The 15,679-nt window shown below is 41.0% G+C and carries 17 protein-coding genes; 5 read left to right on the top strand and 12 right to left on the bottom strand.

What is annotated here, in order from left to right:
• Positions 1-8: 8 nt before the first annotated feature.
• On the bottom strand, positions 9-443 hold the full coding sequence (locus G563_RS0105085; protein WP_028664353.1) for a CBS domain-containing protein: 435 nt from the start codon (positions 441-443) through the stop codon (positions 9-11).
• A gap of 147 nt (positions 444-590) precedes the next feature.
• On the opposite strand from G563_RS0105085, the gene G563_RS0105080 reads away from it, so the two are divergent.
• Positions 591-779, top strand: a complete 189-nt coding sequence (locus tag G563_RS0105080; protein WP_037325937.1) for a hypothetical protein — start codon at positions 591-593, stop codon at positions 777-779.
• Between the two features lie 27 nt (positions 780-806).
• Here G563_RS0105080 and G563_RS0105075 read toward each other — a convergent pair whose 3' ends face one another.
• From G563_RS0105075 to G563_RS0105030, 10 genes are all read right to left on the bottom strand, one after another.
• Positions 807-1,784 (bottom strand): FAD:protein FMN transferase, encoded by a 978-nt coding sequence (locus G563_RS0105075; RefSeq protein ID WP_028664351.1) that lies wholly within the window; start codon positions 1,782-1,784, stop codon positions 807-809.
• 2 nt (positions 1,785-1,786) lie between these two features.
• Complete coding sequence (gene nqrF, locus G563_RS0105070; RefSeq protein ID WP_028664350.1) at positions 1,787-3,037, bottom strand: NADH:ubiquinone reductase (Na(+)-transporting) subunit F; 1,251 nt, start codon at positions 3,035-3,037, stop codon at positions 1,787-1,789.
• A 6-nt stretch (positions 3,038-3,043) separates the two neighbouring features.
• Positions 3,044-3,658 carry an NADH:ubiquinone reductase (Na(+)-transporting) subunit E gene (gene nqrE / locus G563_RS0105065; protein ID WP_028664349.1) on the bottom strand — a complete coding sequence of 205 codons (615 nt, stop codon included), beginning with the start codon at positions 3,656-3,658 and terminating at the stop codon, positions 3,044-3,046.
• Between the two features lie 45 nt (positions 3,659-3,703).
• Positions 3,704-4,384 carry an NADH:ubiquinone reductase (Na(+)-transporting) subunit D gene (locus G563_RS0105060; RefSeq protein WP_051210772.1) on the bottom strand — a complete coding sequence of 227 codons (681 nt, stop codon included), beginning with the start codon at positions 4,382-4,384 and terminating at the stop codon, positions 3,704-3,706.
• The gene (gene nqrC, locus G563_RS0105055; protein WP_051210771.1) at positions 4,381-5,112 is read right to left on the bottom strand and encodes an NADH:ubiquinone reductase (Na(+)-transporting) subunit C; all 732 of its coding nucleotides are present in this window, start codon (positions 5,110-5,112) and stop codon (positions 4,381-4,383) included. The genes G563_RS0105060 and nqrC overlap by 4 nt, the downstream gene beginning before the upstream one ends.
• Complete coding sequence (locus tag G563_RS0105050) at positions 5,105-6,262, bottom strand: NADH:ubiquinone reductase (Na(+)-transporting) subunit B (RefSeq protein ID WP_028664346.1); 1,158 nt, start codon at positions 6,260-6,262, stop codon at positions 5,105-5,107. Before G563_RS0105050 ends, nqrC begins: the two co-directional genes overlap by 8 nt.
• 37 nt (positions 6,263-6,299) lie before the next feature.
• Entirely contained in the window at positions 6,300-7,658 is a 1,359-nt protein-coding gene (locus G563_RS0105045) for a Na(+)-translocating NADH-quinone reductase subunit A (protein WP_028664345.1), read from the bottom strand.
• A gap of 274 nt (positions 7,659-7,932) precedes the next feature.
• Complete coding sequence (murI, locus tag G563_RS0105040) at positions 7,933-8,757, bottom strand: glutamate racemase (protein WP_037325936.1); 825 nt, start codon at positions 8,755-8,757, stop codon at positions 7,933-7,935.
• Positions 8,758-8,782: 25 nt separating this feature from the next.
• Entirely contained in the window at positions 8,783-9,970 is a 1,188-nt protein-coding gene (locus G563_RS0105035; protein WP_028664344.1) for a DUF819 family protein, read from the bottom strand.
• Between the two features lie 45 nt (positions 9,971-10,015).
• On the bottom strand, positions 10,016-12,421 hold the full coding sequence (locus G563_RS0105030) for an endonuclease MutS2 (RefSeq protein ID WP_028664343.1): 2,406 nt from the start codon (positions 12,419-12,421) through the stop codon (positions 10,016-10,018).
• 170 nt (positions 12,422-12,591) lie between these two features.
• On the opposite strand from G563_RS0105030, the gene hisA reads away from it, so the two are divergent.
• From hisA to G563_RS0105010, 3 genes are all read left to right on the top strand, one after another.
• Positions 12,592-13,320, top strand: coding sequence for a 1-(5-phosphoribosyl)-5-[(5-phosphoribosylamino)methylideneamino]imidazole-4-carboxamide isomerase (hisA, locus tag G563_RS0105025; RefSeq protein ID WP_028664342.1), 729 nt, complete (start codon positions 12,592-12,594; stop codon positions 13,318-13,320).
• A gap of 305 nt (positions 13,321-13,625) precedes the next feature.
• Entirely contained in the window at positions 13,626-14,225 is a 600-nt protein-coding gene (locus tag G563_RS0105015; RefSeq protein WP_028664340.1) for an RNA polymerase sigma factor, read from the top strand.
• The gene (locus G563_RS0105010) at positions 14,200-14,439 is read left to right on the top strand and encodes a hypothetical protein (protein WP_028664339.1); all 240 of its coding nucleotides are present in this window, start codon (positions 14,200-14,202) and stop codon (positions 14,437-14,439) included. Before G563_RS0105015 ends, G563_RS0105010 begins: the two co-directional genes overlap by 26 nt.
• A gap of 51 nt (positions 14,440-14,490) precedes the next feature.
• On the opposite strand, the gene G563_RS0105005 is transcribed toward G563_RS0105010, so the two are convergent.
• On the bottom strand, positions 14,491-15,225 hold the full coding sequence (locus tag G563_RS0105005; RefSeq protein WP_028664338.1) for a lysophospholipid acyltransferase family protein: 735 nt from the start codon (positions 15,223-15,225) through the stop codon (positions 14,491-14,493).
• 182 nt (positions 15,226-15,407) lie between these two features.
• On the opposite strand from G563_RS0105005, the gene G563_RS33755 reads away from it, so the two are divergent.
• Positions 15,408-15,679: IS110 family transposase (locus G563_RS33755; RefSeq protein WP_037325935.1), on the top strand; the 272-nt coding region annotated here is incomplete at its 3' end.

The raw sequence follows: 15,679 nt of genomic DNA, 5'->3' as shown, positions 1-15,679 counted from the left end.
GCCGAAAATTAGGCATTCGTAATATAACTTTCAAGAAACTGGATATGATCTACTTGTTCTTTCATGATTGAATTTACAATATCACCAATACTCAATATCCCAATCACTTGGTCATCTTCTACGACAGGGAGGTGGCGGAATTTTTTCTCACTAAAAAGTTTCATACACTCTTTGATGTCTGTATCAGGACTTACCGTAAATACCCTTGAAGTCATGACTTCTGCAATAGGAGTGCTTTTGGCTTTTCGCCCTTTGATGATTCCTTTTCGTGCATAATCTCGCTCAGAAAATATCCCTACGAGCTGATTGTTGTCGATTACTACTACAGCACCGATGTTTTTTTCGGCCATTAAGTGCAGGGCATCTATGACAGTATTGTCAGACGAAACACTCCAGACATAGGACTGAGCTTTGTCTGCGAGCAATTTTTTAACAGATTTCATAATCTTTTCATATTTAGTGAGTTAGCATCAAATAGACATAGACGAATATATAAACAATATTAAATATTTACAAATAAATATATGAAAAATATCATTATATTTGTAAATATTTATTTGATCAATTGTCATTAAAAAAGAGATATAGTTATGCTTTTGGTTTTAGCCGTTTTGGTAGTGATTATAAGTGTGCTATTGTTGGGCGTGAGATTGATTTTTGTCAAAAATGGCGAATTTAAAGGCAGCTGTGCCAACAATAACCCGTTTTTACAAAAAGATGGAATTGTGTGTGGTGTTTGTGGAAAAAAATCAGGAGAAGCCTGTAGCAATCAATCTTGAACCTACCTCAGTGTGAAGAAGGGGGTATTAAAAAAAACCTGAAGTATGGTAAGTTTGAAATGTACCGTCTGTGGTAGTATAAATACCGTAAAACTCTAAATTTTGATTGGGAGCTATTTTTTTTGCAGCTTCTAATCCCATCACCAAAAAAGCAGTAGCGAAGGCATCGGCAGTCATACAATCATCTGCAATCACACTGACACTTAGCAAATTGTGAGTAATAGGGGTACCAGTTTTGGGGTCGATAGCATGACTGAATTTGTGCCCATTCCGCACCACAAACTTTCGATAACTTCCCGACGTAGCCAAGGCTTTGCCATTTAAAGCGACAATAGCTTGGAGTTGTCGTTGATTATCAGGATCCGAAATAGGTTTGTCGATCCCTACTTGCCATATTTTGCCGTGTTGGCTATGTCCTAAAGCACGCACTTCACCTCCTATTTCAACCAGATAGTTTTTAATACCTTTAGCTTCCAAAAAGCCTGCCATTACATCTACCGTGTATCCTTGAGCGATAGCATTAAAATCGATTTCGGTTCGTGGGTTTTGCTTCTGAACTACCCCATTTTTAAGTTGCACCGACTGATAACCTATCAATCGTCGAAGGCTATCGAGTGTAGTTTGGGCAGGAAAAGGCATTCCTTTTTTATAGCTAAATCCCCATGCTTTTACCAAAGGTCCCACCGTAATGTCAAAAGCTCCATCGGTGATTTGGGATATAGACTGCGATTTTTCGAACACTTTTTCAAAATGATAATCAACTTTTATGGAGGGGTGATTGGTATTGACAGCGCGTAGAATAGAAGTACTGTCCCAGAGCGACATACTATGGTCTATGACTCTAAAAAGGCTATCGATAGAGTGCGAAAAATCTTCCGTACTTTCATACACGATTTTAAAGGTAGTTCCTTGAGCCTCTCCTTCCAAAGTAGTGAAAGTAGGTGATTGTTGGCAGCTACTTACCCAAAAACTGATAAACAAAATACCCCTCTGCAAACTTTTCATGCTTAACTACCAAAATCGTCGAAAGCAATATTTTCTCTAGCCACTCCAAGATTGTCGAGCATATTTTGTACGGCCGATAGCATCATAGGTGGGCCACACAAGTAGTATTCGATGTCTTCAGGGGCTTCATGACTATCCAAATATTCGTTTTTTACGACTTCATGAATAAACCCTACATAACCTTCCCAATTGTCTTCGGGCAAAGGAATAGACAGCGCAATTTCAAACCGAAAATTAGGAAACTGCCGTTCTATCGCCCTGAAATCTTCTTCATAAAATATTTCTCTTTTGCTGCGCGCACCGTACCAATAAGATACTTTACGTCCCGATTGGAGGGTATGAAATAAATGAAAAACGTGAGAACGAAGGGGAGCCATTCCAGCACCACCTCCGATATAGATCATTTCTTTTTCAGTATTTTTGATATGAAATTCGCCATAGGGACCACTTATGGTGACTTTATCACCGGGTTTTCGTGAAAAAACATACGAAGAACAAGCCCCAGGGTTTACATCCATAAAGGCATTGCGAGTTCTATCCCAAGGAGGAGTAGCCAATCGAATATTGAGCATAATGATGTTGCCTTCGGCGGGGTGGTTGGCCATCGAATACGCCCTAAAAAGCGGCTCATCGATTTTGGTTTTCAAATCCCAAATCTTAAACTTATCGTATTCGTCTTTAAAGCGCTCGGGAATCTGATAAAGCTGGGTTTTGAAGTCAATCATAGTAGAGGGGACGTCCACTTGTATATAATCTCCTGATTTAAACTTAAGCAGTTCACCTTCAGGCAGTTTTACCACAAACTCTTTGATATAAGTAGATACATTTTCGTTTGAAATTACCGTACACTCCCATTTCTTAATCCCAAAAACTTCGTCGGGGATTCTGATTTCCATATCATCTTTGACCTTGACTTGGCAAGCAAGCCTTATCTTCTCGTTTACTTGTCGGCGGTTGAGGTGATTGGTTTCGGTGGGCAATACCTCGCCGCCCCCCTCAAATACTTGGCATTTGCACATGGCGCAGGTGCCTCCGCCACCACAAGCGGAGGCTAAAAAGAGATTTTGTGCAGCTAAGGTTGACAGCAAAGAGGAACCGGGTTTGACAATGAGGGGAGTGTCTTGGTTGCCGTTGATGATAATAGCCACATCCTTTTGGGGCAATAATCGATTCTTGGCCGTCAAAATAAGGAATGCAAACAACAAAATCACTAGAATAAAGACAACAACACTGGCAGAAAGTACGGGCAGCATAGGGTGTTAGAGTTGAATTCCTGAAAAACTTAAAAAAGCAAGCCCCATCAAGGCGGTGATAATCATCGCAATCCCTAATCCTTGCAAAGGTGCAGGAATATTGGAATACCGTAGGCGTTCGCGAATGGCTGCAAGCAATACAATCGCTAAGAAAAAGCCAATACCCGCGCCGAGAGAGAAAGCGGTAGTTTCGGCAAAATTATACTCGCGTTCTTGCATGAATAAAGAAGCTCCTAAAATGGAACAATTGACCGTAATGAGCGGTAAAAATATGCCAAGAGAATTGTACAAACCGGGCATGAATTTTTCAACAACCATCTCTACCAATTGTACCGCCCCTGCAATAGTGGATATGAATAAAATAAACGAAAGAAATGTTAAATCTACCGAAGCCAAAGAAGGATGTATCCAACTCAATGCTCCTTCTTGAAGCATATAGCGTAGAATAAGGTAGTTGAGCGGGGTGGTAAGGAGCATCACAAACACCACTGCTAACCCTAGCCCAAAGGCCGTTTTTATTTTCTTAGACACCGCCAAAAATGAACACATTCCCAAAAAAAAGGCAAAAATGACATTTTCGACAAATATGGTCTTGATTAAGATATTGATTAGGTTTTGCATACTTACTTAGTTTTATGAGTAAATATATCTCTAGTAATCACCGAATTAGGAGGCATTGATAAGGTTTTTGTTGCGGCTTCGTTGCCACCAAATATAGATTCCAATCAAAAATAAAGCAGCGGGAGGGAGCATCATGAGGCCATTGTTGACATAACCCATATCGTATAACCATTGAGGAACGACTTTGATACCAAATACCGAACCCGACCCTAGCAACTCCCGAACAAAAGCTACTACCACCAATATAATCCCATACCCAAGCCCATTGCCAATGCCGTCCAAAAACGAAGGCCAAGGTTTTTGGGCAAGCGCAAAAGCTTCTAGACGTCCCATAACGATACAATTGGTAATAATCAAGCCCACAAATACGGATAGCTTTTTGCTGACATCAAATAGATAGGCTTTTAATACTTGATCCACAATCGTGACGAGCATTGCTACTACGATAAGCTGCACAATGATTCGAATACGGTTTGGGATAGAATTTCGAATGAGAGAAATAATAAGATTAGAAAAAGCCGTAACCACAGTCACCCCCAAAGCCATGATAAGCGCAGGCTTCACTTGGACGGTCACCGCCAAAGCCGAGCATACGCCTAATATCTGTACCGTGACAGGGTTGGTATCATCCAGAGGGTCGCGTAAAATTTGAATATTTTTTTTCGACAACAATCCCTCCTTTTTTGTCTCCTGAGTAGCCAAGCTAGCTGAAGTTTCGGTGCTCATGGTGCTTGTTGATTTGATGGTGATTCGTTTTTGATTTTTTCAAAATAAGCTAAATAGGGGGCTGTGCAATTTTTGAGCATGGCATCAGTGCCTTTGGAGGTAATGGTCCCCCCTGAGATAGCATCTACGCGATGTTCGTCGCTGAGGTTTAGTTTATCCGTTTTTTTGACCACGTTTACGGATACAAACTGCCCTTGCTCAGAGATGATTTTTTTTCCTTGAAATTGTTGTTGAAATGGGATTTCGGCGATTTCAGCACCTAAGCCGGGGGTTTCGCTTTTATGGTCAAAAAAAGCACCGTAGACGGTATTTAGGTCATCTTGAAGAGAGATATAGCCCCATATTGGCCCCCACAACCCTACTCCTCTCAACGGAACAATGTAATATTTGCGGGAGTCTTGTGCTGTATAGATATATAAAGGAAGGTGTCGGTCTTTGACAGGTTTAGAGAGTTCTTTTTTTAAATCAATATCGTTGATTTTTAGTCCCGTCAATATTTCTCCCGCACTATTTAATACAACTTCCTGAATACCTTTGGCATAGGCATTTTCAATTTCTTGCCCCTTTGTAAAAGATAAACGCACCGCTTTCAAGATGTTAGATTTCTTATCGAGAGCGATGTTGGCCACTTGGGCAGGCTTTAGCCCTTCGGCAGCTACAGTCAGTACAATCGCCGTGATGATGGATAATACACCGGCATATATGAGAGTATATCGATTGCTATGCACGTTTCTTGCGATTTTTGATGTGTTGTTCTATTACAATATGGTCAATCAAAGGAGCGAAAACATTCATCAATAAAATGCTCAACATAACTCCTTCTGGGTATGCAGGATTAAAGACTCTTAGGATAACCGTAAATATCCCAATAAGTAAACCGTATATCCATTTACCTACTTCGGTATGTGCTGCACTGACGGGGTCAGTAGCCATATATACAGCCCCAAATGCAAACCCTCCCATCAGCCAATGATAGTAGGCGGGAGTGTGCATAGGGTGGGTAGGGATGTCGACTGGCGCGAGGCCATTGAGTACCAGCCCCATCAACAATGCCCCCACAAAGCAAGAGACGATGATTTGCCAACTGCCAATGCCAGTAACAATAAGAATAAAAGCGCCAATCAGACATGCAAACGTGCTTGTCTCTCCGATAGAACCCTGTTCAAATCCCCAAAACATATCAGATACCGACCCCATTTTTGTGAAGTCAGTATCAAAAGCAACGAGATTGGTAGCACCTGAATAGGCATCAACAAGCGAATGTCCGGTTTCGGGTGATAAATCGGTCCAGATATCGCCAGACATATACGCTGGAAAAGCAAAGAATAAAAAGGCCCGCGCCAATAAAGCAGGGTTCATGAAATTCATGCCAGTGCCCCCAAAAATTTCTTTGCCTAATACGGTGCAGAAAATAGCCGCAAGTGCCACCATCCAGAGCGGAATCGTGACGGGCATGGTAAGCGGAATCAGTAGCCCCGTAACAAGGTATCCCTCGCTGACTTGGTGATTGCGAATAATAGCAAAAATAAACTCTACCCCTAGCCCTACCGTATAAGAGACCACAATGATGGGGAGAACTTTCCAAAAACCAAATAAAAAATTATCCATCATTGATACTTGTACGCCATAAGCAAGGTGATGCTGATAACCTACATTCCACATTCCAAAGAGTAGGGTGGGTACCAATGCAATAATAACCGTAAACATGGTTCGCTTGAGGTCAATCGCGTCGCGTATGTGTACCCCACTAGCTGTAGTATGGGCTGGTACAAACAAAAACGTTTCGAGCGCATCAAAGGCGGGGTGGAATTTTTCAAATCGCCCCCCTTTCCCAAAATGTGGTTTTACGGATTTTATGAGATTTTGAGCTATTTTCACACTAAACGAGAGTAGAGGTTGAACATTATCTAAGTCACTATCCTTCACTGCGGATATAATCGAGGCCTTCTTTAATAATACGTTGTACGTCAATTTTGGAAGTACACACAAACTCACAGAGCGCAAAATCTTCTTCCGATACTTCGTATATCCCCAAATCTTCCATGCGTTCGATGTCTTTGGCCATAATAGCTTTGAGCAAATGTACCGGATAGATATTCATGGGAAGTACTTTGTCGTATTGCCCTGTCATGACAAAGGCGCGTTCTTCACCGTTGGTATTGGTATTCAGATTATAGCTACGATTGGGGGTAAGCCACGACAGAAAAGTGCGAGAGAGACTAAGCTTATGAAGGCCTGGAAGAAGCCACCCCAAAAATTGAGGCTCGTTTCCTTCAGGGACAATAGTTAGCTGGTTTTCATAAAAAGAAAGAAAATCGTCGCTGCTAGATTGCTTTCCTGTAAGGATATTACCTTGTATAATACGATAGCTGCCCTCACGGAGTTGGTACTCTAAGATAGTGCTTAACTTTTGACCCGTCATAACTCTAAAATAGTGTGGATGAACCACCCCACTTCCTGTAAATGCGACCGTTCTGTGAGCGCGATAGCGCCCTTCGCTGAACAAACGCCCAATAATAATCACATCTTGCGGATGAACATACCACACAATTTCTCCTTTCTGAATAGGAGCAATATGGTGTATCTGAATACCTACATTGCCGGCGGGATGAGGACCTCTAAAATGATGTATTTTATGGTGAGAAAGTCTCTGAAAGTCACTTTCTGAAATTTTCTCTTTTGTCGAATCGTGAATTGAAATGTGAAGATGGCCGTTGGAAAGTTTGTCCAAAACTTCAATTCCTAGTTGAAAATTGGCGCGTTCTTGTTCGATAATATATCCCAAATCGGGAGCAAGGGGAGCCGTGTCGAAACAAGACACAAAAATAGCTTTAGGAATATCAGTAGGATTGGCGATGAAGCAGTAAGGGCGCTGACGAATATAACTCCAGCAGCCACTTTCTAATAATAGGTCTATGATTGACTCTCGCGCAGCTTCTTTAAGGTTGGGAGAGGGAAAGGAAATATATTTGGGTATTTTGTCGGGCAAAATTCGAATTTCTAAAATTCGCCTTTTTTCACCTCTGACAATTTCCACCACTTCGCCACTTACTGGCGAAGGAAGACGAATGACGGGGTTGTTTTTATCATAAAAAAGTGGATGACCTGCCAATATTTCCTGCCCTACTTCTACAGAAAGCTTGGGGATAAGCATCGGAAAATCATGAGGCTTAATAGCGATTAAATTGGGGAGGTCAAGGGAGGAGGTTATGTTTTCAGCTACGCCATTTAGCTTTATATTATAACCTTTTTTAATAGTAATTACTTTTGCCATAATACTATTTATTCTTTTAATAATACAAAAGAAATCTTTTTTTTTGAAAATCCTAATTATTTTCAAAAAAATTCAAACCAGTATATAACACTGATTATAAGGCAATTATACTATTTTTGTATAGAGATTAACTAGAAAAACCGTTTCCACTTCATAGAGGCCTATTTGTAGCATTTAGAAGATGATATAGGAATATTAAGCCGCAAAAAAAGGAGATAAATAAAATACTTGAAGAAATACGAACCTCATTGGCGAATATTGAAAGAGCGCCAACTTAGGGAATTAAATCTTGATGGAAGCTCTTCACATTTTCACCAAAAAAAATAGCTGACTGACGATCGAAGGGTTCAGTAGAATCGGTCGTATAAAAAACACAGCTTCCATTTTTGCTACAGCGCTCATCGATTTCGGGATGCCTATGTAAATAATCTGTCAAACTTCTAGCGACGATTTCGGCTTGATTGATGATTTGGATATGAGCAGGCAAAAATTGGCGAATTTTCTGGATAAGGAGTGGATAATGCGTACATCCTAGCAGCACAGCATCAATCTCAGGAGATTTTTTCAGTAAATTATCAATGTGTTTTTTTACAAAATAATCAGCCCCTTCTTTGTCGTATTCATTGTTTTCAATCAAAGGAACCCACATCGGACACGCTTCTTGAAAGACCTGAGTTTTGGGGAAGAATTTTTCAATTTCGACCAAATAAGATTCAGAAGCCACGGTACCTGCCGTCGCAAATATGCCAATATGCCCTGTGTGGGAAAAATTTCCAATGACTTCGGTAGTGGGCCGAATGACGCCCAATACCCTTCGGTCAGGAGCAATATGAGGCAAATCTAGTTGTTGGATATTGCGTAAGGCCTTGGCCGAGGCGGTATTGCATGCCAAAATAACGAGAGGGCAACCTTTGGCAAATAGATGTTTGACGCACTCCAAAGTATAATGATATACCGTATCAAACGACCGCGTACCATAAGGAGCGCGAGCATTGTCGCCGAGATACATATAATCATAAGAGGGAAGCTGTTTTACTAATTCCTTCAAAATAGTGAGGCCTCCATAGCCCGAATCAAATACTCCGATTGCTCCTTGCATCGACTTCCTACTTTTACAATTTATTTTAAAACTCAGTACCAAATAGAGTAGTTAAGAATTGAGCTACTGCCAACCCACAGTACGTACCGAGGGCATTGCCCAAAGCTCCAACCAAGATAGCAGGCAGGTACAAATCTGGGCGATTGAGACTTTTGGAAAGAGCCAAAGCCGAGGCCGAGCCCCCCACATTGGCTTGCGATGCAATCGCCAGTATATCCCAATCTTGCTTCAATAAGGCTCCGATTCCAAAAATAATACTGGCATGAACCGTAATGAGCACACTTACGAAAATCACCATACTAAGAGCCAAAGTGCCGTCTTTGAAAAGTGCTTCAATATCGCAGAATGCGCCAATAACTGCCAAAAATAAGTAAATACAAAACATAGCAAGCACTTTCATTCCTCGCAAACGCTGAATCACAGGCCACTGTGCTAGTCCTAAAGCCAAGGTCGTAAGTACCAAAATCGAAGGTATTTTGGGAAACCAAAGCGATACTTGGCTAGATACCAAAAGGCCAAAAGCCCCCAAACCGATTAAGATAGCTAAATCTTGGGGAGTGAAGGTCTCGGTATCGTTGGTGGCTGAAGATATTTCCGTTTCAAGTGAAGGTAGAACTTGGGCTGAAGAAGAACTTGGACTCCGACGAGGAAAGTAACGATTCAACAGTTGCGGCAAAAGAAGGGTTGATATCATCCACAGAGCCGTCAAAATATTATCTATCGCCGTGGCAGAGGCATACAAATGCCCCTCTTTGTTAATACCATAATGAAGAGCAATCGCGTTGAAGTTACTACTTCCTCCAATGTAGGTACCCGTAAACATCCCTCCTAGTGCATAATAAAATTTACCGAAACCCTCGGGGCCGTTGATAGCAACAATCCCCGCAGTAACGCCCAACATTGTACCAAGTGCTCCGAGCAAAAAACTACCTATCATGGGCTTGCCCGCCTTTTGAATATCCTTTAGATTGACAGTAAGCAATAAATAAAAAATAGAAACGGGAGCGAGGTAAGTAAAAATGCCGTCATACAGAGGAGGTACATCAGTGGAGGCAGGAATCAAGCCGATATTGGAAGTAAGGGCGGTAAACAAAATGACGATTAGTGCCGTCCCCATATGACGTAGATAAGGCAAACGTGCTAGCTGCTCAGAAATAACGATATTGAGCATCAAAACAACTAAGATAGCGAGTGGGTCTTGAAACAAAGGCATAGTGGGCTGATGATGAAGTAGATTGCAGATGCAATATAAGCTTTCTTATCGCATCTGCACAATCGTAACTCCAGCACCACCACGGTCGGGGTGTTCGTCGTTCATTTTGCCAACTTGTTTGAATGACTTGAGGTGATTTCGAACCAATTGCCTCAATATCCCGTCGCCTTTGCCATGAACGATGCGTAGTTCGTCGTAGCCTAGTACAATGGCATTATTGATAAAATCATCAAGCTCTACCATTGCTTCTTCGCCACGCTTGCCTCTGATGTCAAGATTAAAACTAAAATTCAACATCTTTTCATTGAGGTCAATACCTCCTAGTTTTGGGCCGGGGCTTTTTTCGCCAGTAGCTTCTTTAAAAGCCTTTTTGGAGACTTTTTCAAGACGATTGAGTTTGATATTGGATTTTAAATCTCCGATGCGTATTTCGGCATCTTTCCCTTTCAAAGCTAATACTTCTCCCACCGTAGATTGTCCTTTGATACGAACGAAACTACCCACGGCGATTTCGCCTTTTTCTGGTAAAAACTCTTCTCTTTCTGGTTCGATTACGGTTTCAATTTGGAGTTCCTTTTTCTCAAATTGCTCTAACTCCTGCCTTACGATTTTGGTAGTATCTCTTTCGGCTTTGTTTTCCTTGATTTCCCGAATCGTGTTTTCGATGCGTTGGTTGGTTTCTGCTAAGAGCTGCTTCGCTTTTTGTTTGGCTTCATTCAAAATCTTTTTTTGCTCAGTATCAAGCCGTAATTGCAAAGCGGTCGTTTCTACAAGTTGTTGAGCTAGCTTGCGTTCTTTGATTCCTATCTCTAGGTTTTTGTCGGCAAATACTTTCTTTTCAATATCTAGTTCTTTGAGCAATTTTTCAAAATTGACTTGTTGAGTACCAAGCTTACCTTTAGCTCTTTCCACCACTGTCTTGGGCAAACCAATCTTAGAGGCGATTTCAAAAGCAAAGCTACTGCCTGGCTTCCCGATTTCTAACTCATAAAGCGGCTCAAGGTGCTCTCCATCATAGCGCATCGCTCCATTGACCAAGCCGTTGGTTTTGTCGGCATAGGTTTTAAGATTGGTATAGTGGGTATTGATTACGCCATAGGCCCCAGATTTGGTAAGGTCTTCTAAGATAGCCTCCGCTATAGCTCCACCCAAACTTGGCTCAGTACCAGTCCCAAACTCATCAATCAAAAACAAAGTACGCTTGTGCGAAAACTGCAAAAAATGGCGCATATTAGTCAAATGACTACTATACGTACTGAGGTCATTGTCAAGGCTTTGCTCATCGCCAATATCAATAAAGAGGTTTTGAAAAAGGCCTACCGTCGAGTCCTCACGCATGGGTACCAACAAGCCACATTGTAGCATATATTGTACTAGTCCGAGGGTTTTCAACGCCACCGACTTTCCTCCCGCATTCGGACCCGAAATCACCAGAATGCGCTGATTCTGCTGGAGTTGAATGGTGAGAGGCACTACTTTTCTATTTTGTTTTTGGAAAAATAAAAAAAGCAAAGGGTGCTGTGCCAGACGCCAGTCTACAATAGGCTGATTGACAAATTTGGGGTTGGTAGCACCGAGTATAGAAGCAAATTTTGCTTTGGCTCTGATGAAGTCTACCATTCCTAAAAACTGATACGCTTTTTGTAAATCAGCCAAATGAGGGCGGATGCGATTGGCCAATTCAATCAAAATCCGATTGATTTCGCGGCGTTCGGCATATTCTAGTTCTCTGATTTCGTTGTTGGCGTCCAGCACATCGGCGGGTTCGATGAAGAGGGTTTGCCCTGTGGCAGATTCATCATGCACAAAGCCCTTTAGTTTGCGCTTATGTTCGGCCGCAATAGGTATCACCATGCGGCCATTTCTGACCGTCAATGATACATCATCTCCTACCCAGCCACTGCTTTTGGCGTGTTTGAGCATAGAATCAAGTTTTTTGCGTACACCTGCCGCTTCGGCAATCAACCTACGACGAATATCCGCTAATTGAGGCGAAGCATTGTCGCGGATTTGACCACGGTCATCGATGATACGGTCAATGGCGTCACTAACCGATTTTTCTACTTTTATATTCCCTGCTAAATCTGTCAAAAACGGAAAGCGCCCTTCTTCTTGGTCGGCCAAAAACTTAAGTACTTGGCGAATGGTGCGTAGAGAAAGCTTAAGATCAAAAAACTCATCCAAGGAGAGCAACATGCCCTCTATTCTGATTTTTTCTAAAGCTGGCGTAGCGTCCAAATAGTTTTGGGCTGGAAACTCCCCCGTCGTTTCTTCCAAAATATTTTTCATTTCGGCTGTTTGGCGGGTAAGTTTATCAATCACGACAAAATTGTCGGAAAAGCGGATTTTTTGCACAAAAGCTTGCCCAAGTGGGCTTAGGCATAGCTCACTTAGCTGCTCGCGAATACGGTCGAATCCTAATTTTTGTTCTAAATCTTGCGGGTATAACATATATATCAAACATTTACCACCGAATATTCATCCATTTAGAGGCAGTAAATGCTTAGTGATAAATGATAAATATTCCACGAAAAGTTCCTACAAAGGTAGGACTAACGCAGCGTTTAAGCTACTTTCGCATCGTATTTAGCAATTTTAGTCTTCTGTAGTTTCCTAAAAACATGTTTCAAATCATCCCTGCCATAGACCTCATCGAAGGAAAATGTGTTCGCCTTACCCAAGGCGATTATAGTCAAAAAACAGTATACAACGAAAATCCATTAGAAGTGGCCAAGCAATTTGAGGATGCAGGCCTTAGTCGATTACACTTAGTGGACCTTGACGGGGCAAAAGCCAAAAAAGTCGTAAACTGGAAAGTACTAGAAACTATTTCTACCAAAACAGGCCTTCATATTGATTTTGGAGGAGGTGTACAGTCCGATGATGATTTACGAGTCGTATTTGAATCAGGAGCCAAACAAGTCACGGGTGGAAGTATCGCCGTCAAAAATCCTGAGCTATTTGAAGGATGGCTTCAAAAGCATGGTGGCGATAAAATGATTTTAGGAGCCGACGCTCGCAACGAAAAAGTAGCCGTAAGCGGCTGGGAGGAAGGAACGGCGATTTGGGTATATGATTTTGTACAACAATGGGTAGAAAAAGGTGCTACCTATGTTATCAGTACAGATGTTGCCAAAGATGGATTGCTTCAAGGACCATCCTTTGATTTGTACAAAAAACTTCAACAACAATCTCCTTCTCTAAATATAATTGCGAGCGGTGGAGTGAGCAATTTGGGAGATATTGAAAAATTAGCCGAAATGAATCTTTTTGGCGTGATTGTTGGTAAAGCTATCTATGAAGGCAGGGTATCGTTGTCAGAGCTTAGTAAGTGGATAGCCTACACATAATAATGATTTTTACTTAAGGAAAATACAGGCAACTCATTGATTTAAGCCTCAAAATATACACCTATCCAATTTTTTCTTTGATTAGTGTAATACAGACATTAATTCGGCATTCAAGAAAATAATCAGAATTAAATTTGGTGTTTCCTTTACACTTTAAAAAAAATTTGGCAAATACTTGCACAATATTTTTTTTATGTTTTATCTTTGGCACAACGAACAGACGCAAATAATTTTTCTTCAACTTAAACCTACGGAGGATACAATATCGAAACAAAGCTTTACGTTAACTAATTGTACATACTGAAATGGAAAAGTACCAAGTTAGCGACAGTGAGCTGGTTTCATTGTATATGCATGGCAACGAGAAAGCATTCGAAAAACTCGTTCAGCGTCACAAGTCCAAAATTTACACCACCATTTATTTGATTGTTAAGGATCAGTACGTGGCCGAGGATTTGATGCAAGATAGTTTTGTAAAAGCGATTGACACCATCAAATCTGGTAAGTATAACGATGAAGGCAAGTTTTTGCCGTGGATATTGAGAATTGCTCACAATTTGGCTATTGACCATTTTCGGCGCGACAAACGCTACCCCGAAATAGTGTTTGAAGACGGAAGCAACGTGTTTAATACGTTAGACTTTTCAGAGGACTCAATTGAGTCACTTCAGATTCGTCAAGAAACGCACGAACACCTTCGCGAACTGATTCAACGATTGCCGGATCCTCAAAGAGAAGTGCTTATTATGCGGCACTACGAAGACATGAGTTTCCAAGAAATTGCCGATGCCACAGGAGTGAGTATCAACACGGCTTTGGGGAGAATGCGTTACGCGCTGATCAATTTGCGAAAGCAACTCAGCAAACGCGTTCCTATATATGACACAAACGTTTACCCCAGATGATGTAATTCGGTATGTTTATGAAGAAACTACCGATGAAGAAAACACGCTCATTGAAGATGCTTTAATTAGCGATCAAGAGCTTTTAGAGTTTTATCTTGAGACCCTTGAGATAAAAATGCTAATGAACAAAATAGAACGTACCCCTTCTAAGGGTGTCGTTGCTAACATTCTGGAGTATTCTCAAAATTATAAGAGCAGTCTGCCGGTAGCCTAATGTGCTGAAGGTGGGCTGCTTTTTTGTTTTGTGTAATATTCTTTCTCCTTCTCAATTTTTGAGAAGATGATGCTTTTTTAACTCTTCGTCTATCACTTGATAGCATTTGTCTCTTAGTAGTGAGACATCTTGAGAGCTTAGACCTATGGTAAGCAAAGGCTCGTGTACTATCGCTCGCATTGGGTATCTATGCAAGCGAATAGGATTTTTGTCTGGTAAAATTTTATAATTGGTCAATAGGGTTATCGGCACTACCGGTACTTGTTGATGAATAGCCATCCTAAAAGCCCCGTCCATCCAAGGATAGTGCATTTTGGGTGGCTGTTTTGTTTTGATACCCCCTTCAGGATAAATCACCACGCTCCTATTTTGTGATAAGGTCTTAATAGCCTTGTTGAGAGAGGATACACGGCTTTGGCTATTTTCTCGGTTTACTTGTATGTGCAAGTGGCGAAACATATACCCAAACAAAGGAATATTTTTTACGCCATGCTTTCCGACAAAAGCAAAGTAATTGTCTAAAATAACCCCCATCACTGCAATATCTAAGTATGAAAAGTGATTGGCACAAAAAACGTAGGCTTTGTCAGTAGAAGGTTTATAACGATATTCTATTTCGATTCGGATACCTGCTAGTGGAAAGAAAAGCTTGCCCCAAAGTCGATTAAGCCAATGAGCATACGGTTTCCATTGACGACGTTGTAAACAAATAAACATCGTAGGAAATAAAATCAAAAAGATAATTATAAGCCAAAAACCACACCAAATCGTGTAAAGAAGTTTCATCAACGAAAATTGTAAATGACAATACCAAAAATGTAAAAGTAATTGTCGAATATTGAACAAGAAAATCTTTTAGAGAAACCTTTTACTAAGTCTGAAAATCACATGAAACATCCATGCTATTGTTATAACACACAGAGGCATGAAAATTGATTTCTGGAATATAAACCAACAATTTTCATACAATGGAATCTAACAATTTTGAATTGATTATCAAACGAGGGTGTGGCATAGATGTCCACGAGAAGAAGGTAGTAGTAACGATACGAGGTGATGGTATAGGAGTGGAAACTCGAACATTTTTAACGTTTACTGAGGATTTAGGCGAGCTTTTATCATGGTTAAAGAGTAAAGAGGTAACCCACGGAGCAATGGAGAGTACGGGTGTTTACTGGAAGCCAGTGTACAATATTTTGAGTGAAAGTCTGAATTTAATATTGGTCAATGCTCGCCATAT

Source organism: Runella zeae DSM 19591 (assembly GCF_000423565.1).
Taxonomy (GTDB): domain Bacteria; phylum Bacteroidota; class Bacteroidia; order Cytophagales; family Spirosomataceae; genus Runella; species Runella zeae.
This window is presented reverse-complemented; position numbering and strand designations above follow the sequence as displayed.